The organism is Brevibacterium sanguinis (assembly GCF_039528855.1).
Lineage (GTDB): Bacteria > Actinomycetota > Actinomycetes > Actinomycetales > Brevibacteriaceae > Brevibacterium > Brevibacterium sanguinis.
On sequence record NZ_BAAAMB010000005.1, the window covers coordinates 177,039 to 198,177 of the forward strand.

Sequence of the window (21,139 nt, forward strand, 5' to 3'; positions counted from 1 at the left end):
ATCAGTTCGCCTTCTTCAGCAGGGCCAGGAACATTCCGTCGGTGTCGTGGACGTGGGGCCACAGCTGCGCGTAGCGGCCGTCGCCGCGGCTGACCGAGGCGAAGGAGTCGGCCTCGGCGCCGGTGACAGCGGCGAGCACGGCCGGGGTGTCGAGGATCTCCACGTCGTCGCCGGTCTCCTTCCGCCGCCGGCGGAGGACGTCGTCGACGACGAGGACGGTCTCCGCATAGTGAGGTGAGCACGTCGAGTAGGCGACGACGCCGCCAGGCGCCGCCGCGTCGAGGGCGGAGGCGAGGATCTCCCGCTGGAGCGCGGCCAGGGCGTTGACGTCGTCGGGGCTGCGCCGGTACCGGGCCTCGGGCCGGCGCCGCAGCGCACCGAGGCCGGTGCAGGGGACGTCGACGAGGATCTTCGCGTACGGGCCCTCGGCGTCTCGGGCATCGGCGACGCCGACGGTGACGTTGTCGAGCGCCTGGGTCGAGGTCTCGACGAGGGAGGCCCGGTGCGGGCTCGAGTCGAACGCGTCGAGGGACTCGCCCTCGGTGCGGGCGCGGGCGGCGAGGACAGCGGCCTTCCCGCCGGGGCCCGCGCAGAGGTCGGCCCACGTCCCGTCCGGGGCGGCCGCCTCGGCGAGTGCGAGGGCGACGAGGGCGGAGCCTTCGTCCTGGACGCGGGCGCGACCGTCGGCGACGGCGGGGATGTCCTTGGGCACGGCCGTCTCGAGGTGGACGCCGAGCGGCGAGAGCGGGGTCGGGGTGCCGGGCAGCGCGCTGCGGTCGAGGAGTCCCGGCAGGGCGGTGACGGCGACCTGGGCCGGAGTGTTGTCGGCGGTGAGCAGCGCATCGAGTTCGCCGGCGTCGCGGCCGTGGCCCTTGAGCGCCTGGGTGAGCGCCCGGACGATCCATTCGGGATGCGAGCTGGCGATCGCCTGCCGGGCGGTCTCCGAGCGCCCCTGCCCGACCCGGTCGAGCCAGGTCTGCCGGTCGGCCTCGGAGACCCGGCGCAGCACCGCGTTGACGAAGCCCGCGGTCTTCGGGGCCGCGTATTTGACGACTCCGACGGTCTCGGAGAGCGCGGCGTGGTCGGGCACGCGCATCGCGAGGATCTGGTGGGCGCCCATCCGCATCGCCGCGAGCGGTTCGGGGTCGATCTGCGTGACCGGTCGACCGGCGGCGTGGGCGATGACGGCGTCGTAGAACTCCTGTCCGCGCAGGGTGCCGTACGTGAGTTCGGTGGCGAACGCGGCGTCCTGGGGGTTCAGGTGCGTGCGGGCGATCTTCGCCGGCAGCAGGAGGTTCGCGTACGCGTCCTTCGTGTCGACGTCGGTGAGCACCTCCCACGCGAGCCGGCGGGGCAGGTTGGGCTTCTGGGCCATCTCAGGCCTCCTTGCTCGTCGTGGCGCGGCCGGCGTCGGCCGGTGCGGCGGCGTCGATGCGGACCTCGCCGTGTCCGCGCAGATAGTCGGCCGCGCTCATGCGGGGTTTGCCGAAGGGCTGGATCTCGCTCACGCGCAGCCAGCCGTCCCCGACCCCGAGCACGGCGGCACCGTCGTGGGAGGTGAGCAGGCCGACCTCCGCCGAGGCGGTCGGGGCCGGAGTCGGGGCGGCGTCGCCTCCCACCGGGGTGAGGCCGAAGAGCTTCGTCCGCTTCCCGTCGACCGTCACCCACGGTCCCGGTGCGGGGCTGACCCCGCGGGAGCGGGCGACGACCTCGGCACCGGGGCGGGTGAGGTCGAGGTGGGCGTCGGCGGCGGTGATCTTCTCGGCATGGCTCGGCTGAGCGCCTGCGGCGATGAGCGCGTCCTGCGGGGTGAAGTCCGCGGTGCCGGCGGCGAGATCGTCGAACGCGGCGACGAGTTCGCCGGCCCCGACCGCGGCGTAGGCGGCCAGTGCCGCGGCGGCGTCGTCCTGATCGAGCGGCAGGGTGCGGGTGCGCACGACATCGCCGGTGTCCATGCCGGTGTCGATCCGGAAGACGCTCACCCCGCTCGTCGTCTCCCCCGCGATGAGGGCGCGCTGGATCGGGGCGGCCCCGCGGTGGGCGGGCAGGAGCGAGAAGTGGAGGTTGAACCAGCCGAGTCGCGCCGTCGACAGCGCTGCGGGTCCGGCGATCGCGCCGTAGGCGACGACGGCGACGGCATCGGCGCCGATCTCCCGCAGCTGCCCGATGACGTCCCCGCGCAGACGATCGGCTTCGATGACGGGCAGTCCGAGCTCGAGCGCCCGGGCCTTGACGGGTGAGGGGGTGAGGACGCGCTTGCGGCCGACCGGGGCGTCGGGACGGGTGAGCACCGCGCGGACCGTGTGGTCGGAGGCGACGAGCGCCTCGAGCGCGGGAACGGCGACCTCCGGGGTGCCGGCGAAGACGATATCCACAGAAAGAGATTGTACGTCGTGGGCGCCGGGCTCAGAGCGACCGGGGATCGTCGATGCGCACCCGCACCTGCGGCAGCTTCTTCGCCGAGCGCGCCGCCGTCGTCTCGGCCAGGCGCGTGCCGATGTGGGGGCCGGCGGCGATCGGGAAGGCGGCGACGACGCGCTGACCGTCCTCGTCGTCGTCGCGGATGAGTTCGGTGAGCTCCGGCACCTCGGCGAGCACGGCGTCGATGTCGGTGCCGGGACCGGTGAGTTCGACGATCCGGCGGTACGGCGGGAACCCGAGCTCCCGGCGGTCGGCCAGCGACCGCGTCATCGTCACGGCGGGGTCGAAGGTCGTCAGCGCCCCGCGGATCGTCTCATCGGCATCACCGAGGTAGACGACTCCCCCGTCGGTGCGCGAGCGGACGAGGGAGGCCGCCCGCATCCGCCGCCGCACCCCTTCGTCGCTCGCCCGCATCCACGGGCCCGGCCACAGGGTGTCGAGGAGGATCCCCGCGGCGTAGCCGCCGATCGCGTAGGGTTCGGCGCCGGTCGTCGCGACGACGACGCGGGGGGCGAAGTCGAGGGCGACGGGGATGTCGTCTCCCCCGGATTCGACGATCTCGATGCCCGGCAGCGCCTTGACCAGCTCCTCGACGGTGCGGGTGCGTCCGCGCACGATAGAGCGCACCTGGTGGGAGCGGCAGCGCGCGCACGTGAAGGTCTCGGAGTGGTACCCGCACGTCCGACACGCGAAGGGCCCGACCTCGGACTGGGTCGACAGCGGCGATTCGCACACCGGGCAGCGGGCCGTCTCCTGGCATCGCGCGCACGCGAACACCGGGTAGTACCCGCCGCGGGGGACCTGGACGAGGACGGGGCCGGGCGCGCTCCCGTCCCGGGGCTTGAGCGCCGCGCGCATGATGTCCCACGCCCGGGTGGGGATCCGCTGCCACGCGTAGGGGTCGCGCTCCTCGTCGGGGACGACGACGAGCGGTGAGGAGCTGCGGCGGGCCGCGGCAGCGGGGCTGATGTCGCGCAGCCACCCGATCTCGACGAGCCGCTCGACCTCGGCGCTGCGGTCGGTCGAGGCGAAGAGGAGACCGGTCTCCTCGAGGTTCGACCGGAGCAGGCTGACCTCCCGCGCGTGCGGGTAGGGGGCGTGCTGGTCGAGGTAGTTCTGGTTCGCGTCGTCGAGGCAGATGATGACGCCGAGGTCGGCGAGCGGGGCGAAGGCGGCGGCGCGAGTGCCGATGATCAGGCGGGTGTCGCCGAGGAGGCCACGCAGCCACGCCGCCCACCGCTGCTCCGGTGACTGGTCGGCGTGGAGGGCGGTGTACTCGGTGATCTGCCCGCCGCGGGCGATCTCGGCCTCGAGCGCTGCCGAGAGCACCGCGATCTCCCGGTGGTCGGGGACGAGCCAGAGCACGGCGGCACCCCGGGCCAGAGCGGCCCGCGCGGCGCGCAGTCCCGCGGTGATCCACCCGAGGCCGGGGGTGGTGCCGGGAGTGAAGGTGAGCGCGAGGCGGGCGCGGTCGGACCCGGCGGTGCCGGGATCGCCGTCGGTGACCTCGGTGCCGGCCTCGATGACCCACTCGCCGAGGGCGTCGACGATCGGGGGCTCCTCGGGGGCGTCCTCGTCTCGGCCGGGATCGTCCCGGCCGGGCTCGTCGCCTGCGGTCTTGCCGCCGGTCTCCCCCATCTGCCGCCGCTCGATCGCGCGGAGCACGGCCTTCTCGGCGCGGGCGTGGCGGGGTGGGATCGCGAGCCGGAGCACATCGGGCAGGGTGCCCGCGTACCGGGTGGCGACGGCCTCGCAGAGTTCGAGGAGGGCGGGGGTGAGCACGGGCAGCGGGCTTGTGATCCGCTCGATGACGGCGAGCGGACCGATGTGGTCGCTCTCGTCCGCGCGTTCGAGGATGAACCCGTCACGGAGCCGGCCGGCGAACTTCACGCGCACCCGCACCCCCGGCTGCGCCGCCTCGGCGAGCTTCTCCGGGACGGCGTAGTCGAAGGCGCGCGCGAGATGCGGGACCGGGTGGTCGACGAGGACGCGGGCGACGGGCGCGTCCGGGGCGAGCGGCACCTGCCCCACAGCGGTGGTGCCGGTCGCGATGGGAAGGGGCTCGTCCACTCTCAGTGCGCGGACACGGCGCGCAGCAGGTCGTCGGCGCGGTCGGTCCTCTCCCACGTGAAGTCGGGCAGCTCACGGCCGAAGTGACCGTACGTCGAGGTCTGCGAGTAGATCGGGCGGAGCAGGTCGAGTTCGCGGATGATCATCGCCGGGCGCAGGTCGAAGACCTCGCGGATGGCCTTGGTGATCGCCGCGGGGTCGACCTTCTCGGTGCCGAAGGTCTCGACGTAGAGGCCCATCGGGTCGACCCGGCCGATCGCGTAGGAGACCTGGACCTCGGCGCGGTCGGCGAGTCCCGCGGCGACGATGTTCTTCGCCACCCAGCGCATCGCGTAGGCAGCCGAGCGGTCGACCTTCGAGGGGTCCTTGCCGGAGAACGCGCCGCCGCCGTGGCGGGAGAAGCCGCCGTAGGTGTCGACGATGATCTTGCGCCCCGTCAGTCCCGCATCGCCCATCGGGCCGCCGGTGACGAAGGGCCCGGCGGGATTGATGTGGATCTTCTCATTGCCGCGGTCGAGTCCCGAGGCCTCGGCGATCGGGCCGACGACGAACTCCTCGATGTCAGCCTTGAGCTGGTCCTGGGAGATGTCGGCGGCATGCTGGGTGGAGACGACGATGTTCTCGAGCGAGACCGCGGTGTCCCCGTCGTAGCCGATCGTCAGCTGGGTCTTGCCGTCGGGGCGGAGGTAGGACAGCTCCCCGGACTTGCGGACGGCGCTGAGCTTCTCGGCCATCCGGGAGGCGAGGTGGATGGGCAGGGGCATGAGGACGTCGGTCGCGTTGTCGGCGTAGCCGAACATCAGACCCTGGTCCCCGGCGCCCAGCGACGAGCCGTGGTCGGTCTCGAGCGCCTCGCGGAAGTCGAGCGGGTTCGTCACCCCGGAGTGGATGTCGAGAGACTGGCTGCCGATCGAGACCGACACACCGCACGAATGGCCGTCGAAGCCGGTGTCCGAGGAGTCGTAGCCGATGCCGGTGATGAGGCTGCGGACGATGCCGGCGACATCGGCGTACGCGTCGGTGTTGACCTCACCGGCGACGTGGACGAGCCCGGTCGTCACCATCGTCTCGACGGCGACCTTCGCGTTCGGGTCCTTGGAGAGGAGGTCGTCGAGCACGGCGTCGCTGATCTGATCGCAGATCTTGTCGGGGTGGCCTTCGGTGACGGATTCGGAGGAGAAGTAGCGCAGTTCGGATGTACTCACGGCGTCGATTCTACTGGGGTGGTGCGGCGGGCGATTTCGGCAACGACCTTTTGCGCAACATCGTCCTTCGTGCCCGCCAGCGTCGCCGCGTCGACGACGTCGGAGCCACCGTCCCCGGCGGCGAGGATGACGACCTCGGTGACGTCGTGGCCGAAGGCGCGGTCGGCGGAGACGTCGTTGAAGACGAGGAGGTCGGCGCCCTTGCGACGGAACTTCGCCTCGGCGTACTCGTGTGCGGTGTGGGCGGCGTCGCCGGTCTCGGCGGCGAAGCCGACGATGAACTGGCCGGGTCGGCGGTCGGCGACGAGCCCGGCGAGGACGTCGGGGTTCTGGACGAGTTCGATGCTCATCCCCTCGTCCCCGGACTTCTTGAGCTTCGCATCGGCGAGCCGGGCCGGCCGGAAGTCGGCGACGGCGGCGGCCATGATGATGATGTCGGCGTGCTCGGCCGCCGTGGCCATCGCGGCCTGGAGGTCGAGGGTCGATTCGATCGGGGTCACGGTGATGCCGGCAGGCAGGTCGGCGAGCAGTCCGGAGTCGACGTGCGCGGCGACGAGTTCGACCTGCGCGCCGGCGGCGAACGCGGCGCGGGCCAGCGCGATGCCCTGTTTGCCCGAGGAGCGGTTGCCGAGGAACCGGACGGGGTCGAGCGCCTCTCGGGTGCCGCCGGCGCTGACGACGACGCGCCTGCCGCTCAGGGGGCCCGTGGAGTCGGTGCCTGCCGTGCCGGCCTGGGCAGCGGCGGTCTCAGTCGTGCCGGCCTCGGTCGTATCGGCCTGGGCCGCGGCGAGGGCGAAGGCGACGATCTCCTCGGGTTCGGGCAGGCGCCCCGGTCCGGAGTCGGGTCCGGTGAGACGGCCGACGGCGGGGTCGAGGACGTGGACACCGCGCTCGCGCAGCGTCGCGATGTTCGCCACGGTCGCGTGGTTGTGCCACATCTCCGTGTGCATCGCAGGCGCCACGACGATCGGCGCCGTCGTCGTGAGCACCGAGGCGGTGAGCAGGTCGTCGGCGAGGCCGGCGGCGATCTTCGCGATCGTGTTCGCCGTGGCCGGGGCGACGATGAGGAGCTCGGCCTCATGGCCGATGCGCACATGGTTGACCTTGTCGACCTCGTCGAAGACGTCGGTGGTCACGGGCTGTCCCGACAGCGCTTCGAAGGTCGGGGCGCCGACGAACTTCAGGGCGTCGGCGGTGGGCACGACCGTGACGGTGTGCCCGAGCTCCCGGAGGCGCCGGATGACGTGCGCCGATTTGTAGGCGGCGATCCCACCGGCGACTCCGAGGACGATTCTCACTGGTCGCTGAAGTCGATCGCGCCGTCGGTGTTCACGGGCGCCTCGGCGGTCTCCTCGACGGTCGTCGTCGCGAAGTCGGCTTCGCTGATCTCACGGGAGACGATCTTGCCCTCGTTGATCTCGCGCAGGGCGATCGACAAGGGCTTCTCGTGGGGTTCCGGGGTGACGAGCGGTCCGACGTTCTCGAGCAGACCCTCCTGCAGCTGTGCGTAGTAGGAGTTGATCTGGCGCGCACGCTGAGCGGCGACGGACACGAGTTCGTACTTCGAGCCGGTGACGGTGAGGAGTTCGTCGATCGGCGGATTGGTGATGCCTTCGGGCTGAGCAGGCAAGGGGTGTCCCATCTAATCGAGTGTGGATATACCCATCAATTGTATGAGTTCTTCTGCCGCAGTGCGAACACTGTCGTTGACGATGGTGACGTCGAACTCGGATTCGGCGGCGAGTTCGGCCCGCGCCGTGGTCAGCCGCCTCGCCTGCTCCTCGGCGCTCTCGGTGCCGCGCCCGGTGAGCCGGCAGACGAGTTCGTCCCAGGTCGGCGGGGCGAGGAAGACGAAGAGGGCGTCGGGCATCTTCGCCTTGACCTGGCGCGCCCCCTGCAGGTCGATCTCGAGCAGGGAGGGGATGCCTTCGGCGAGGTGCTGCCGCACGGGCCCCGACGGGGTGCCGTAGCGGTGGCGGCCGTGGACGACGGCGTACTCGAGCATCTCGTCGCGGGAGATGAGCCCGTCGAACTCGTCGTCGGAGACGAAGTGATAATGAACACCGTCGATCTCACCGGGGCGCCGGGGCCGCGTCGTCGCAGACACCGAGAACCAGATCTCGGGGTGGTGCTGTCTGATATAGGAGCTGATGGTGCCTTTTCCGACTGCGGTGGGTCCCGCGAGAACGGTGAGTCGAGTGTTCACAGATCTAAAGTGTCACACTCAGGAGTATTTCTCCAACAGGGCGTTCTTCTGGTGCACGCCGAGGCCCTTGATGCGCCGCGATGAGGCGATCCCGACCTCTTCCATCGCCGCTTCGGCCCGGCGATCGCCCACTCCGGGCAGCGACCGGAGGAGGTCGAGCACGCGCATCTTCGCGAGTGCTTCGTCCTTCCCTGCCTTCTTGAGCACTGCCGCAAGATCGGTCTCACCGCTCTTGAGGGCCGACTTCACCTCGGCGCGCACCTGTCGAGCCTTGAACGCTTTGTCAAGAGCGGCCGAACGCTGTTGCGGGGTCAATGGTTCGAGTGCCACATTATCTCCTCTGTCACCATGAACGGGCAGGTAGGGAAGTTGCTTCAGTCTAAAACACAAACCATGACAACCGACACAGCGCAGGGAAGAAAATCCGCGCCCCGGCCCTACTGTGCGGTAGGCCGCAGGGAGCCGCTCAGCGCCCGGCGGACACCGGCGGGGGTGCCGTCAGGGACGCGTTGAGGCTGCGGGCCGCCTCCGCGAGACCGGCCGGTCCGGCGGCGAGCACGGCCCGGGAGACGGCGACGACGACCTGGTGTCGTGCGAGCGCCTCGGGCCCGAAGACGTCGAGGAGTTCGTCCCGGCCGGCCCCCTGCGCCCCGACGCCCGGGGTGAGGAGCGGTCCCCCGCAGGCGCTCGGGTCGAAGCCGAGGTCCCGTGCGGCCGATCCGATCGTCGCCCCGACGACGAGGCCGAAGGGGCCGAGCTCACCCGCTCCCCCGGTGAGCTCGGCATTGCGGGCGGCGACGGCGGCGGCCACGGACCCGGCGACGGAGTCGCCGAAGCCAGGGGCCTCGGCACCGGTGCGGGCGTGCTGGACGTCCGCGCCCTCGGGGTTCGAGGTGAGCGCGAGGACGAAGAGGCCCCGATCGTGGGCCGCGGCGAGGTCGAACGCGGCGGCCAGGGCTCCGACGCCGAGGTAGGGCGAGACCGTGATGGCGTCGGCGGACAGGGGTGAGTCCGGGAGCAGATGGGCCTCGGCGTAGCCGGCCATCGTCGAGCCGATGTCCCCGCGCTTGACGTCGAGGATCGTCAGCAGCCCCTGCTCCCGGCACGCCGCGAGGGTGTCCTCGAGGGCGGCGACGCCGGCGGAGCCGAAGCGCTCGAAGAACGCGGCCTGCGGTTTGACCGCGGCGACCGTCCCCGCGAGCGCCTCAACGGTGCGCAGCCCGAACTCCCGGACGCCGGCGGCGCTCCGCGGCAGCCCCCACGTCTGAAGGAGATGGTCGTGGGGGTCGATGCCCACGCACACGGGACCGTGGGCGGCCATCGCCGCGGTGAGCCGGGTGGAGAACATCACGCGCTCCAGTCCTGGAGGCTGCGCACGCCGAAGGTCTTGTCGCGGACGACGTGGAGCGAGGTCACGGCGGCGGCGAATTCGGCGATCGTCGTGATGAGCGGCACCGAGTTCGCGGTCGCCGCGGCGCGGATCTCGTAGCCGTCGGCGCGCTCCTGACGGCCGGAGGGCACGTTGATGACCATGTCGATCGTCCCGGCGGCGAGGTAGTCGAGGACCGTGCGGTCCTCGGCGTCGGCCTCGAAGTGCTTGTGGACCTGGGAGGTCGCGATGCCGTAGCGGGAGAGCACGGCAGCCGTGCCCGTCGTCGCGACGACGTCGAAGCCGAGGTCGACGAGCTCCTTGACCGGCAGGACCATCGCCCGCTTGTCGCGGTCGGCGACGGAGACGAACACCGTGCCCGAGGTGGGCAGCTTGATCGAGGCGCCGAGCTGGCCCTTGGCGAACGCCGTCGGGAAGTCGTGGTCGATGCCCATGACCTCGCCGGTCGAGCGCATCTCAGGGCCGAGGATCGAGTCGACGACCTTGCCCTCGACGGTCCGGAACCGGCGGAACGGCAGCACGGCCTCCTTGACGGCGATCGGGTGCTCGAGCGGCAGGGTCGAGCCGTCGCCGGTCTCCGGCAGCAGATCGCCGCGCAGGTCGGCGATGGTCCGGCCCACGGCGATGAGCGCGGCTGCCTTCGCCAGCTGCGTCGACGTCGCCTTCGAGACGAACGGCACGGTGCGCGAGGCGCGCGGGTTGGCTTCGATGACGTAGAGGACGTCGGCGGTGATCGCGAACTGGATGTTGAGCAGGCCGCGGACGCTCACGCCTTCGGCGATCGCGCGGGTGGCCTGCCGGACGCGGTCGAGGACGTCCTCGCCGAGGGTGAGCGAGGGCAGCACGCACGCGGAGTCGCCGGAGTGGATGCCGGCCTCCTCGATGTGCTCCATGATGCCGCCGATGAAGATGTCCTCACCGTCGTAGAGGGCGTCGACGTCGATCTCGATGGCGTCCTCGAGGAACCGGTCGACGAGGACGGGCCGGTCGACGGAGACCTCGGTGGCGGTGGCCATGTAGTCGAGCAGCTGCGTGCGGTCGTAGACGATCTGCATGCCGCGGCCGCCGAGGACGTAGGAGGGGCGCACGAGCACGGGGTAGCCGATCTCCGCGGCGATCGCCGCGGCCTGGGCGGCGGTGACGGCGGTGCCGTGCTTGGGCGCGGTCAGTCCCGCCCGGTCGAGGACGGCGCCGAATTCGCCCCGGTCCTCGGCGAGGTCGATCGCCTCGGGCTGGGTGCCGAGCACCGGCACGCCCGCCGCCTTGAGCTGGTCGGCGAGCCCGAGCGGGGTCTGCCCGCCGAGGGTGCACACGACGCCGGCGACGGGGCCGGCGGCGAGCTCCGCGTGGTAGACCTCCATGACGTCTTCGAACGTCAGCGGTTCGAAGTAGAGGCGGTCGGCGGTGTCGTAGTCGGTCGAGACGGTCTCGGGGTTGCAGTTGACCATGACGGTCTCGAAGCCGGCCTCCCCGATCGCCATCGTCGCGTGGACGCACGAGTAGTCGAACTCGATGCCCTGTCCGATCCGGTTCGGACCCGACCCGAGGATGAGGACGGCGGGGCGCTCCCGCGGGGCGACCTCGGTCTCCGCGTCGTAGCTCGAGTAGTGGTACGGGGTGTGCGCTTCGAACTCTCCCGCGCACGTGTCGACGGTCTTGAAGACGGGGCGGATGCGCAGGGCGTGGCGGATGCCGGTGACGACCTCGGTGGTGAGGCTGCGCAGCCCGGCGATCTGCTCGTCGGAGAACCCGTGGTTCTTCGCGACCCTGAGCACCTCGGAGTCGAGCTCGTCGGCGTCGGCGATGAACTGCGCGACCTCGTTGATGAGCTCGATCTGGTCGAGGAACCACGGGTCGATCCCGCAGGCCTCGTGGACCTCGGCGTTCGTCAGGCCCGCGGCGAGCCCGCGCTGGACGGAGTGGATGCGGTCGGCGGTGGGGTGGGCGATCCGTTCGAGGAGGGCCTCGCGCACCTCGTCGTCGCTGATGTCGGGCAGGTCCGACCAGTCGAACGAGGAGCCCTTCTGCTCCATCGAGCGCATCGCCTTCTGCAGGGCGGTCGTGAAGTTGCGGCCCAGCGCCATGACCTCGCCGACGGATTTCATCGTCGTCGTCAGGGTCGGGTCGGCGGCGGGGAACTTCTCGAAGGTGAAGCGCGGGATCTTGACGACGACGTAGTCGAGGGTCGGCTCGAAGCTCGCCGGGGTGACCTTCGTGATGTCGTTGGGGATCTCGTCGAGGGAGTAGCCGACGGCGAGCTTGGCCGCCATCTTCGCGATCGGGAAGCCCGTGGCCTTCGACGCCAGCGCCGAGGACCGGGAGACCCGCGGGTTCATCTCGATGACGACGATGCGACCGGTGGCCGGGTCGACGGCGAACTGGATGTTGCAGCCGCCGGTGTCGACGCCGACGGCGCGGATGATGTCGATGCCGATGTCGCGCATCGTCTGGTATTCGCGGTCGGTGAGCGTCAGCGAGGGGGCGACGGTGATCGAGTCACCGGTGTGGACGCCGACGGGGTCGACGTTCTCGATCGAGCACACGACGACGACGTTGTCCTTGTGGTCGCGCATGAGCTCGAGCTCGTACTCCTTCCAGCCGAGGATCGACTCCTCGAGGAGGACCTCGGTCGTCAGGGAGTCCGAGAGCCCGGCACCGGCGATGCGGCGCAGATCCGTCTCGTCGTAGGCCATGCCCGACCCGAGGCCGCCCATCGTGAAGGAGGGACGGACGACGAGCGGGTAGCCGAGCTCTTCGGCCCCGGTCAGCGCCTCGTCGAGGGTGTGGCAGATGACGGAGCGGGCCACCTCGGCGCCGCATTCCTCGACGATGTCCTTGAACTTCTGGCGGTCCTCACCGCGCTGGATCGCGTCGACGTCGGCGCCGATGAGCTCGACGCCGTACTTCTCGAGCGTGCCGGCGTCGTGGAGGGCGATCGCGGCGTTGAGCGCGGTCTGCCCGCCGAGGGTCGGCAGGAGGGCGTCGGGGCGCTCCTTGGCGATGATCGACTCGATGATGTCGGGGTCGATCGGTTCGACGTAGGTGGCGTCGGCGACGTCGGGGTCGGTCATGATCGTCGCGGGGTTCGAGTTGATGAGGATGACGCGCAGGCCCTCGGACCGGAGCACACGGCACGCCTGGGTGCCGGAGTAGTCGAACTCGCAGGCCTGTCCGATGACGATGGGACCGGAGCCGATGACGAGGACGGATTCGATATCGCTTCTCAGTGGCATGGGGTCTCCTTAGGCGCGGGCGGACATGAGGTCGACGAACCGATCGAACAGGTAGCTCGAATCGTGGGGCCCGGCCGCTGCCTCGGGGTGGAATTGGACGGAGAACGCGGGGATGTCGAGGCACTGGAGTCCCTCGACGACGTCGTCGTTGAGGCACACGTGGGACACGGCGACGCGGCCGAAGTCCGGGTCCGCCGGGGCCGTGGTCTCCCCCTCGAGCGGGGCGTCGACGGCGAAGCCGTGGTTCTGGGCGGTGATCTCGACCTTCTCGGTCGTCCGGTCGATGACGGGGACGTTGATGCCGCGGTGGCCGAAGGGCAGCTTGAACGTGCCGAAACCCAGGGCCCGGCCGAGCAGCTGATTGCCGAAGCAGATGCCGAAGAACGGGATCCGTGCGGCGAGCACCTGCCGCAGCAGCTCGACCTGGTCGTCGGCGGTCGCGGGATCGCCGGGACCGTTGGAGAAGAACACCCCGTCGACGCCGAGGGCCTCGATCTCGGCGAAGCTCACCGAGGCGGGCAGGACGTGGACGTCGATGCCGCGCTCGGCCAGTCGCTGCGGGGTCATCGCCTTGATGCCGAGGTCGACGGCAGCGACGCTGAACTTCGCTTCGCCGACAGCGGGCACGAACTCGGGTGCGGAGACGCTGACCTCCTCGGCGAGTCGGGCCCCGGCCATCCGCGGGGTCTCGAGGACCGTCTCGAGCATGACGGTCGGGTCGAGCTCGGCGGCGGGACCGGAGAAGATCCCCATCCGCATCGCTCCCTTGTCCCGCAGGTGGAGGGTGAGCGCCCGGGTGTCGACGTCGCTGATGCCGACGATGCCCTCGGACTTGAGCCGCTCGTCGAGGTCGCCCTCGCTGCGCCAGTTCGACGAGACGCGGGAGGCGTCGCGGACGACGTAGCCGGCGGCCCAGAAGCGGCGGGACTCGTCGTCGGCGGCATTGACGCCGGTGTTGCCGATGTGGGGTGCGGTCTGGATGATGATCTGCCGGTGGTACGACGGATCGGTCAGGGTCTCCTGGTAGCCGGACATCGCGGTGACGAACACGGCTTCGCCGACGGTCTGGCCGATCGCGCCGTAGGCGGATCCGGTGAACGTGCGGCCGTCTTCGAGCACGAGGACGGCGGGGGTGGTGGACAGTCTCATGGTGCCTCTACGATCATCTCTCGGATGCGGTTGACGGTGGGGGCGGTGTCGGCGGAGTACCGGGCGCGGAAGCCCGTGTCGACGAGGGTCTCCCCGAGCCTCCAGGTGATGCGGACGATGCCGCCGCGTTCGACGAACTTCCCGATCATCCCCGAGGTGGTGTCGACGGAGACGATGTCGGAGCGCGGGATGATGAAGTCCTCCCGCCCGGCGAGGTCCATGATGACCCCGGCGTCGGTGACGACGAGCTCGCCGCTGGTGCGGATGCCCAGGCCGTGGACGGCGACGCGGTCGAGCGGGTTGCCGGCCGTCGTCGTCGAGACGTACGAACCGGCCACGGGGTCGGCGATCGGGGTGATGCCGAGGCCCGGCTTGACGGGGGCGGCGACGTCGGTCTGTCGGCTCTTGCGCCGCGACCAGCCCCAGGTCAGGGCGAGGAGGATGAGGAGGAGGATGCCTGCGATGATGAGGACGCTCACTGTTCGGTCCATGACGCTCCTGCCGGATGGGGGGTGGTGAGTTCGCCGTCTGCGAGCACGCGGTGCCCGTAGAAGAACGTGTCGGTGATCGCGGTGGCGACCTCGAGACCGGCGAAGGGGTTGTTCCTGCCCTTCGTCGCGTGGTCGGCCGGGACGATCGTGTGCGGGGCGTTCGGGTCGATGAGCACGAGGTTCGCGCTCGCACCCGTCTCGAGGCTGCCGTGGCCGGTGGCGCCGGTGATCCGGGCGGGGGCCTGGGACATCACCCGGGCGATGTCGCCGAAGTCGAAGTCGTAGTCGCGCATCGCCTCGACGACGATGGGCAGGGCGGTCTCCATGCCGACCATGCCCATGGCCGCGGCCGACCATTCGCTGCACTTGTGTTCGGCGGTGTGCGGGGCGTGGTCGGTGCCGATGACGTCGATCGTGCCGTCGGCCAGCGCCTCCCGCAGGGCCGTGACGTCGCGCTGCGCGCGCAGCGGCGGGTTGACCTTGTAGACGGGGTCGAAGGTGCGCACGAGTTCGTCGGTGAGCATGAGGTGATGCGGTGTGACCTCGGCGGTGACCCGGACTCCTCGCGACTTCGCCCAGCGGACGATGTCGACGCTGCCGGCGGTCGAGACGTGGCAGATGTGGAGGCGGGAGCCGACGTGTTCGGCCAGCAGCACGTCACGGGCGATGATCGACTCCTCGGCGACCGCGGGCCAGCCGGGCAGGCCGAGTTCGGCCGAGACCACGCCCTCGTTCATCTGCGCGCCCTCGGTGAGCCGGGGCTCCTGCGCGTGCTGGGCGATGACGCCGTCGAAGGTCTTGACGTATTCGAGGGCCCGGCGCATGAGCAGCGGGTCGGAGACGCAGATCCCGTCGTCGGAGAAGATCCGCACGCGGGCCTCCGAGCGGGCCATCGCGCCGAGTTCGGCGAGCTGCCTGCCCTCGAGCCCGATGGTCACGGCGCCGATGGGCACGACCTCGGTGAAGCCGGCGCTGCGACCCAGCCGGTGGACCTGTTCGACGACGCCGGCGGTGTCGGCCACGGGGGCGGTGTTCGCCATCGCGTGGACGCACGTGTACCCGCCGGCGGCGGCGGACCGGGAGCCGGTGAGCACCGTCTCCGCGTCCTCCTTGCCGGGTTCGCGCAGGTGGGTGTGCATGTCGACGAGGCCGGGCAGGGCGATGAGTCCGGTGGCGTCGATGACCTCGGGGTCGGGCCCGAGGAGGTCGGGGTCGACGAACGCGCCGTCGGCGATCGCGATGTCGGCTGGGCCGCGGCCGAGCACGTCGGCGCCCTGGATGAGGTAGTCAGTCAATGGTCTCCTCCTGACCGGTCAGCAGACGGTAGAGCACCGCCATGCGCACGCTCACACCGTTCTCGACCTGGTCGAGGACGAGGGCGCGGGGTGAGTCCGCGGCGGCCGCGGAGATCTCGAAGCCCCGGTTCATCGGCCCGGGGTGCATGATGAAGGCCGACTCCGGCAGGGCCCACAGGCGGGCCTCGCTCAGTCCCCACAGGCGCGCGTACTCGCGGGCGTTGGGGAAGAACGACTCGTGCATCCGCTCGTGCTGGACGCGCAGCATCATCACCGCGTCGAAGTCCTGGCCGGCGATCGCCTCGTCGAGGTCGTAGTGGATCGTCACCGGCCACGTCTCCGCGCCCCAGGGCAGGAGCGTGGGCGGGGCGATGAGGTGGACGTCGGCGCCGAGGCGGTCGAGCAGGTGGACGTTCGACCGGGCCACCCGGGAGTGGAGGATGTCGCCGACGATCGCCACGGTGGCGCCGTCGAGGCCCTTCCCGCGGGGTCCGTCCTTGACCGCCCCCGAGGCGGGGAAGCCGCCCAGCGCCCGGCGCAGGGTGAAGGCGTCGAGCAGGGCCTGTGTGGGGTGTTCGTGGGTGCCGTCCCCGGCGTTGACGACGGGGACGTCGATCCAGCCGGTGTCGGCGAGGCGCTGCGCGGTGCCGGCGGCGGAGTGGCGGACGACGATCGCGTCGGCGCCCATCGCGGAGATCGTCTGGACGGTGTCCTGGAGGCTCTCGCCCTTCGACACCGAGGAGCCCTTCGCGGAGAAGTTGAGGACGTCGGCGGACAGGCGCTTCGCGGCGGCTTCGAAGGAGAGCCGGGTGCGGGTCGAGTCCTCGAAGAAGAGGTTGACGACGGTGCGGCCGCGCAGCACGGGCAGCTTCTTCACCTCGCGCTCACCGACCTGCGCCATCTCCTCGGCGATGTCGAGGATCGCGACGGCGTCCTCGCGGGTCAGCGACGCGGTGTCGAGGAGGTGCTTCATTCGCGGCCTCCGGAGATCGTCACGGCGTCGGTTCCGTCGATCTCGGCGAGCGAGACGTTGACGCGTTCGCTGCTCGAGGTGGGGAGGTTCTTGCCGACGTGGTCGGCGCGGATCGGCAGGTCCCGGTGGCCGCGGTCGACGAGGACGGCCAGACGCACCTTGGCGGGGCGGCCGAGGTCCGAGAGCGCGTCGAGGGCGGCCCGGATCGTCCGGCCCGAGAAGAGGACGTCGTCGACGAGGACGACGGTGGTCCCGTCGATGCCCTCCCCGGGGATGTCGGTGGGGGCCGGTGCCCGGTAGGCGTTCGAGCGCAGGTCATCGCGATACATCGTGATGTCGAGGCTGCCGACGAGTCCCGGAGCGCCCTGCGGACGGTCGGAGATGTCGGCGATGAGCTCACCGAGGCGGGTGGCCAGGGGCACTCCGCGGCGGGGAATGCCGAGGAGGACGAGATCGTCGGTGCCCTTGTTGCCTTCGATGATCTCGTGGGCGATGCGGGTCATCGCCCGCCGCATGTCTGCGGCATCGAGCACTGTTCGCTCAGTCATATCTGCCCTTCTCCGCCTCTCGGGACGGTGGTTAAAGGAGCGTGGTGTGCTCAGTCTAGCGCGCGCCTGCGCCGGCCCGAGCGGTGGGTCCGCTGCGCCCGGCGAGTGCGGGCGCAGCGACTCACGTCAGCGTCGGTTTGACGTCGAGGATGCGCGAGAGCAGACCCGAGACGAAGCCCGGGGAGTCGTCGGTCGAGAACTGCTTCGCGAGCATCTTCGCCTCGTCGATCGCGGCGGTGTCGGGAACCTCGTCGTTGAAGAGGATCTCCCACGTGCCGATCTCGAGCAGCGCCCGGTCGACGGCCGGCATCCGGTCGATCGTCCAGCCCTCCGAGTAGGTGGAGATGATCTCGTCGATCTCCTCGCGGTGGGACTTCACGCCGTCGACGATCTCGACGGCGTACGCCTTCATCGGGTAGTCGGGGTCGTTCGACCGCATGGCCACGACCTCGTCGATGTCGAGTCCCCGCTGCCCCGCTTCGAAGAGGAGCTCGAGGGCCCGGCGTCGGGCCCGGGTGCGTGCTCCCACTTACTTGACGCGGCCGAGGTAGTCACCCGTGCGGGTGTCGACCTTGATCTTCGTGCCCTCTTCGAGGAAGAGCGGGACCTGGATCTCATAGCCGGTCTCCAGGGTCGCGGGCTTCGATCCGCCGGTCGAGCGGTCGCCCTGGAGGCCCGGTTCGGTGTGGGAGATCGTCAGCTCGACGGAGGCCGGGAGCTCGACCGACAGCGGGGTGCCGTCGTGGAAGGAGACCTGGAGCTCCTGGTTCTCGAGCATGTAGTTCGCGGCGTCGGCGACGAGGCTCGCCGGAATGGTCACCTGGTCGTAGTCCTTGGCGTCCATGAAGACGTAGTCGGAGCCGTCGTGGTAGAGGTACTGCATGTCACGGCGGTCGACGTTGGCGGTCTCGACCTTGGTGCCGGCGTTGAACGTCTTGTCGATGATCTTGCCGGAGATCACGTGCTTGAGCTTGGTGCGGACGAACGCGGGACCCTTGCCGGGCTTGACGTGCTGGAACTCCAGCACCTGCCACAGCTGGTTGTCGAGGTTGAGCACGAGGCCGTTCTTCAGGTCGTTCGTTGTCGCCACTAATCCGTCCTTCTTCACATCATGCCCCGCACGATGCGGTCGTGTCAGGGGGCGGCGGTTTCGCCAATGAGCGATTCTAGCAAGCCCGCACTGCCACTGTCATACGCGCTCAGGGAGCGCCCCCGTCGCTCACGCGCCGGGCCCGAGCAGCCTGCGCGGGGAGTCCTCGCCGATCTCCTGGTACGCGGTGTGGAGGAGGGAGACGTCGGGGATCTCGACGGTCGCGGGCTGACCGATGTCGCTCAGCAGCACCATGCGCAGCATCGACCCGCGGGCCTTCTTGTCCCGCTTCATCGTGTCGAGCAGCTGCGGCCACACGTCGGCACGGTACCCGGTGGGCAGGCCGAGCTTGGTGAGCAGCTCGCGGTGGAGGTCGACGACCTCGGCGGGGAGGTTCTTCACCATCGCCGCGACCTCGGCGGCGAAGACCATGCCGACGGACACGGCCGCGCCGTGGCGCCACTGGTAGCGCTCCTTGTGCTCGATCGCGTGGCCGAGGGTGTGGCCGTAGTTGAGGATCTCGCGGCGCCCGGCCTCCGTGAAGTCGTCGGCGACGACCTCGGCCTTCACGGCGATCGCCCGTTCGATGAGTTCCCGGAGCACGGGTCCGTTGACGTCGGCGATCTCCTCCTTCGTGTGGTCGCGGAGGAGGTCGAGGATGACGGGGTCGGCGATGAAGCCGGCCTTGACCACCTCGGCGAGCCCGGTGAAGAGCTCGTTCTCCGGCAGGGTGGACAGCGTGTCGAGGTCGACGAGGACGCCGGCGGGGGCGTGGAAGGAGCCGACGAGGTTCTTGCCCTCGGCCGTGTTGATCCCGGTCTTCCCGCCGATCGCGGCGTCGACCATGCCGAGGACCGTCGTGGGGATGTGGATGACGCGGATCCCGCGCAGCCATGTCGCGGCGACGAATCCGCCGAGGTCGCTCACCGCTCCCCCGCCGACGGTGACGATCGCGTCGGTGCGGGTGAAGTCGGACTGCCCGAGCACCTGCCAGCAGAAGGCGGCGACCTGGATGTGCTTGGCCTCCTCGGCGTCGGGGATCTCCGCGACGATCGCGTCGAGTCCCGTCGCGCCGAGGTCGTCGCGCACCGCCTCGCCCGTCGAGCGCAGGGCGCGGGGGTGGATGACGAGGACCTTCTCGACCTGGGGTCCGAGCAGGTCGGGCAGCTGCCCGAGCAGTCCCTGACCGACGAGCACCGGGTAGCGGCCTCCGGCGTCGACGTCGATGGTGGTCACGGTCATGGGGTCTCCTTGGTCTGCTGGTACTTCGCGTAGTCCTCGGCCCGCTGGAGGCCGGTGAGGACGTCGACGATGCGGTTGACGACGGTCGAGGGCGGTGAGTTCGAGGCGTGGACGCGGAACGTCGCCACCTGCTGGTAGAGGGGTTCGCGTTCGGCGACGAGGGCGAGCCAGTTCTCCACCGGGGAGCCCGCCCCGCGCAGCAGCGGCCGGTGCGGGGCGTTGAGCCGCGGGGCCACGGTCTCGGTGTCGATGTCGATGTGGACGACCTTGATCGCGGGGTGGAGCAGCTGCGCGCGGGTCCCGGAGTTGAGTATCGCTCCCCCGCCGAGGGAGACGATGCCGGGGCGGTCGAGGAGTCGGCGCAGCGCCCGGCGCACGACTTCGCGTTCGAGGCGGCGGAAGTGGTCCTCACCGCGTTCGACGAAGATGTCGGCGATGACGCCGTGGCGGTCGACGATGTTCGCGTCGGTGTCCGTCAGGGGCAGGCCCAGCCGGTCGGCGAGGAGCCGGCCGATCGTCGACTTCCCCGCCGCCGGCGGCCCGGTGAGCACGATGCGCGAGTGCGCGGCGGGCACCGGTTCGAGCGGCGGGACGGGTTTCGGAAGCGGGTGCTCGCTCATCGTCCGATGCGCAGGTTCTCCGGGATGGCGGCGAGGTAGCCCTCCAGGTTCCGCTTCGTCTCGGCCACCGAGTCGCCGCCGAATTTCTCGACGACCGCCTCGGCGAGGACGAGGGCGACCATCGCCTCGGCGACGACGCCGGCGGCGGGCACGGCGCAGACATCCGAGCGCTGGTGGTTGGCCTTCGCCGGCTCCCCGGTGACGACGTCGACGGTCGACAGGGCGCGGGGCACGGTGGCGATCGGCTTCATCGCCGCGCGCACGCGCAGCGGCTCGCCCGTCGACATGCCGCCCTCGGTGCCGCCGGCGCGGTTGCTCGCCCGGTGGTAGCCGGAGGCGCCGACGAGGATCTCGTCGTGGGCGGCCGATCCGGGGCGGGCGGCGGTGAGGAAGCCGTCGCCGACCTCGACGCCCTTGATCGCCTGGACGCCCATGAGGGCACCGGCGAGGCGGGAGTCGAGGCGGCGGTCCCAGTGGACGTGGGAGCCGAGGCCCGGCGGGAGGTCGTAGGCGAGGACCTCGACGACTCCGCCGAGGGTGTCCCCGGCCTTCTTCGCTGCGTCGATCTCCGCGACCATCCGGGTCGACAGCGCCGGATCGAAGCTGCGGACGGGGTCGCCGTCGAGGGCGTCGACGTCACTGGCGCGCGGCAGCGGGGCGTCAGCGCCGGGTGCGTTCTCGACGCCGCCGATCGCCACCGTGTGGGAGACGAGGGTGATGCCGAGTTCGCCGAGGAACTTCGCGGCCACGGTCCCGAGCGCCACGCGCATCGCCGTCTCCCGGGCCGAGGCGCGTTCGAGGACGGGGCGGGCCTCGTCGAAGCCGTACTTCTGCATCCCGACGATGTCGGCGTGGCCGGGGCGCGGACGGGTGAGCGGGGCGTTGCGGGCCTGACCGTCGAGGTCGGACTCGTCGATGGCGTCGGCGCTCATCACCGTCTCCCATTTGGGCCATTCGGTGTTGCCGACCTCGATCGCCACCGGCGAGCCGAGGGTCTTCGCGTGGCGGACGCCGCCGAGGATCCGGACCTCGTCGGCTTCGAACTTCATGCGCGCGCCCCGGCCGTAGCCGAGCCTGCGCCTGGCGAGGTTGACGCGGATGTCGTCCCTGGTGATCGGGATGTGGGCGGGCAGCCCCTCAATGATCCCGATCAGCGCTTCGCCGTGGGATTCGCCTGCAGTCAGCCATCTCAACATTCCACCGATT

General features: G+C 70.7%; 20 protein-coding genes. All 20 read right to left on the bottom strand.

Annotation, left to right across the window (positions count from 1 at the left end; all coding sequences use genetic code 11):
• Window position 1: 1 nt before the first annotated feature.
• Window positions 2-1,375 carry an RsmB/NOP family class I SAM-dependent RNA methyltransferase gene (locus ABD154_RS05675; RefSeq protein ID WP_211979162.1) on the bottom strand — a complete coding sequence of 458 codons (1,374 nt, stop codon included), beginning with the start codon at window positions 1,373-1,375 and terminating at the stop codon, window positions 2-4.
• Window position 1,376: 1 nt separating this feature from the next.
• Window positions 1,377-2,375 (bottom strand): methionyl-tRNA formyltransferase, encoded by a 999-nt coding sequence (locus ABD154_RS05680; protein WP_211979161.1) that lies wholly within the window; start codon window positions 2,373-2,375, stop codon window positions 1,377-1,379.
• Window positions 2,376-2,406: 31 nt separating this feature from the next.
• Entirely contained in the window at window positions 2,407-4,491 is a 2,085-nt protein-coding gene (locus tag ABD154_RS05685) for a primosomal protein N' family DNA-binding protein (protein ID WP_211979160.1), read from the bottom strand.
• Window positions 4,492-4,493: 2 nt separating this feature from the next.
• On the bottom strand, window positions 4,494-5,696 hold the full coding sequence (gene metK / locus ABD154_RS05690; RefSeq protein WP_211979159.1) for a methionine adenosyltransferase: 1,203 nt from the start codon (window positions 5,694-5,696) through the stop codon (window positions 4,494-4,496).
• Window positions 5,693-6,994, bottom strand: a complete 1,302-nt coding sequence (coaBC, locus tag ABD154_RS05695) for a bifunctional phosphopantothenoylcysteine decarboxylase/phosphopantothenate--cysteine ligase CoaBC (protein WP_211979158.1) — start codon at window positions 6,992-6,994, stop codon at window positions 5,693-5,695. The genes metK and coaBC overlap by 4 nt, the downstream gene beginning before the upstream one ends.
• The gene (rpoZ, locus tag ABD154_RS05700; RefSeq protein WP_198498882.1) at window positions 6,991-7,338 is read right to left on the bottom strand and encodes a DNA-directed RNA polymerase subunit omega; all 348 of its coding nucleotides are present in this window, start codon (window positions 7,336-7,338) and stop codon (window positions 6,991-6,993) included. Before rpoZ ends, coaBC begins: the two co-directional genes overlap by 4 nt.
• Window positions 7,339-7,902 carry a guanylate kinase gene (gene gmk, locus ABD154_RS05705; protein WP_198498883.1) on the bottom strand — a complete coding sequence of 188 codons (564 nt, stop codon included), beginning with the start codon at window positions 7,900-7,902 and terminating at the stop codon, window positions 7,339-7,341.
• A gap of 18 nt (window positions 7,903-7,920) precedes the next feature.
• Window positions 7,921-8,232: an integration host factor, actinobacterial type gene (gene mihF, locus ABD154_RS05710; protein WP_137823967.1), complete on the bottom strand. Its 312-nt coding sequence runs from the start codon at window positions 8,230-8,232 to the stop codon at window positions 7,921-7,923.
• 136 nt (window positions 8,233-8,368) lie between these two features.
• Window positions 8,369-9,250: an orotidine-5'-phosphate decarboxylase gene (gene pyrF, locus ABD154_RS05715; RefSeq protein WP_211979275.1), complete on the bottom strand. Its 882-nt coding sequence runs from the start codon at window positions 9,248-9,250 to the stop codon at window positions 8,369-8,371.
• A complete protein-coding gene (carB, locus tag ABD154_RS05720; RefSeq protein ID WP_344250537.1) occupies window positions 9,250-12,525 on the bottom strand; it encodes a carbamoyl-phosphate synthase large subunit in 3,276 nt (1,091 codons plus the stop codon). Before carB ends, pyrF begins: the two co-directional genes overlap by 1 nt.
• Window positions 12,526-12,534: 9 nt before the next feature.
• Window positions 12,535-13,674, bottom strand: coding sequence for a glutamine-hydrolyzing carbamoyl-phosphate synthase small subunit (gene carA, locus ABD154_RS05725; protein WP_211979156.1), 1,140 nt, complete (start codon window positions 13,672-13,674; stop codon window positions 12,535-12,537).
• Window positions 13,671-14,165: a PH-like domain-containing protein gene (locus ABD154_RS05730; protein ID WP_137823963.1), complete on the bottom strand. Its 495-nt coding sequence runs from the start codon at window positions 14,163-14,165 to the stop codon at window positions 13,671-13,673. Before ABD154_RS05730 ends, carA begins: the two co-directional genes overlap by 4 nt.
• Window positions 14,150-15,460 carry a dihydroorotase gene (locus tag ABD154_RS05735; RefSeq protein ID WP_211979155.1) on the bottom strand — a complete coding sequence of 437 codons (1,311 nt, stop codon included), beginning with the start codon at window positions 15,458-15,460 and terminating at the stop codon, window positions 14,150-14,152. The genes ABD154_RS05730 and ABD154_RS05735 overlap by 16 nt, the downstream gene beginning before the upstream one ends.
• A complete protein-coding gene (locus ABD154_RS05740) occupies window positions 15,453-16,433 on the bottom strand; it encodes an aspartate carbamoyltransferase catalytic subunit (RefSeq protein ID WP_198498886.1) in 981 nt (326 codons plus the stop codon). The genes ABD154_RS05735 and ABD154_RS05740 overlap by 8 nt, the downstream gene beginning before the upstream one ends.
• Window positions 16,430-16,981, bottom strand: coding sequence for a bifunctional pyr operon transcriptional regulator/uracil phosphoribosyltransferase PyrR (gene pyrR / locus ABD154_RS05745; protein WP_198498887.1), 552 nt, complete (start codon window positions 16,979-16,981; stop codon window positions 16,430-16,432). Before pyrR ends, ABD154_RS05740 begins: the two co-directional genes overlap by 4 nt.
• Window positions 16,982-17,102: 121 nt before the next feature.
• Window positions 17,103-17,510, bottom strand: a complete 408-nt coding sequence (gene nusB, locus ABD154_RS05750) for a transcription antitermination factor NusB (RefSeq protein WP_137823959.1) — start codon at window positions 17,508-17,510, stop codon at window positions 17,103-17,105.
• Window positions 17,511-18,071, bottom strand: coding sequence for an elongation factor P (gene efp / locus ABD154_RS05755; RefSeq protein WP_137823958.1), 561 nt, complete (start codon window positions 18,069-18,071; stop codon window positions 17,511-17,513).
• Window positions 18,072-18,200: 129 nt separating this feature from the next.
• Entirely contained in the window at window positions 18,201-19,313 is a 1,113-nt protein-coding gene (gene aroB, locus ABD154_RS05760; protein WP_198498888.1) for a 3-dehydroquinate synthase, read from the bottom strand.
• Entirely contained in the window at window positions 19,310-19,933 is a 624-nt protein-coding gene (locus ABD154_RS05765; RefSeq protein WP_140954958.1) for a shikimate kinase, read from the bottom strand. The genes aroB and ABD154_RS05765 overlap by 4 nt, the downstream gene beginning before the upstream one ends.
• Window positions 19,930-21,129 carry a chorismate synthase gene (aroC, locus tag ABD154_RS05770; RefSeq protein WP_198498889.1) on the bottom strand — a complete coding sequence of 400 codons (1,200 nt, stop codon included), beginning with the start codon at window positions 21,127-21,129 and terminating at the stop codon, window positions 19,930-19,932. Before aroC ends, ABD154_RS05765 begins: the two co-directional genes overlap by 4 nt.
• Window positions 21,130-21,139: the final 10 nt, after the last annotated feature.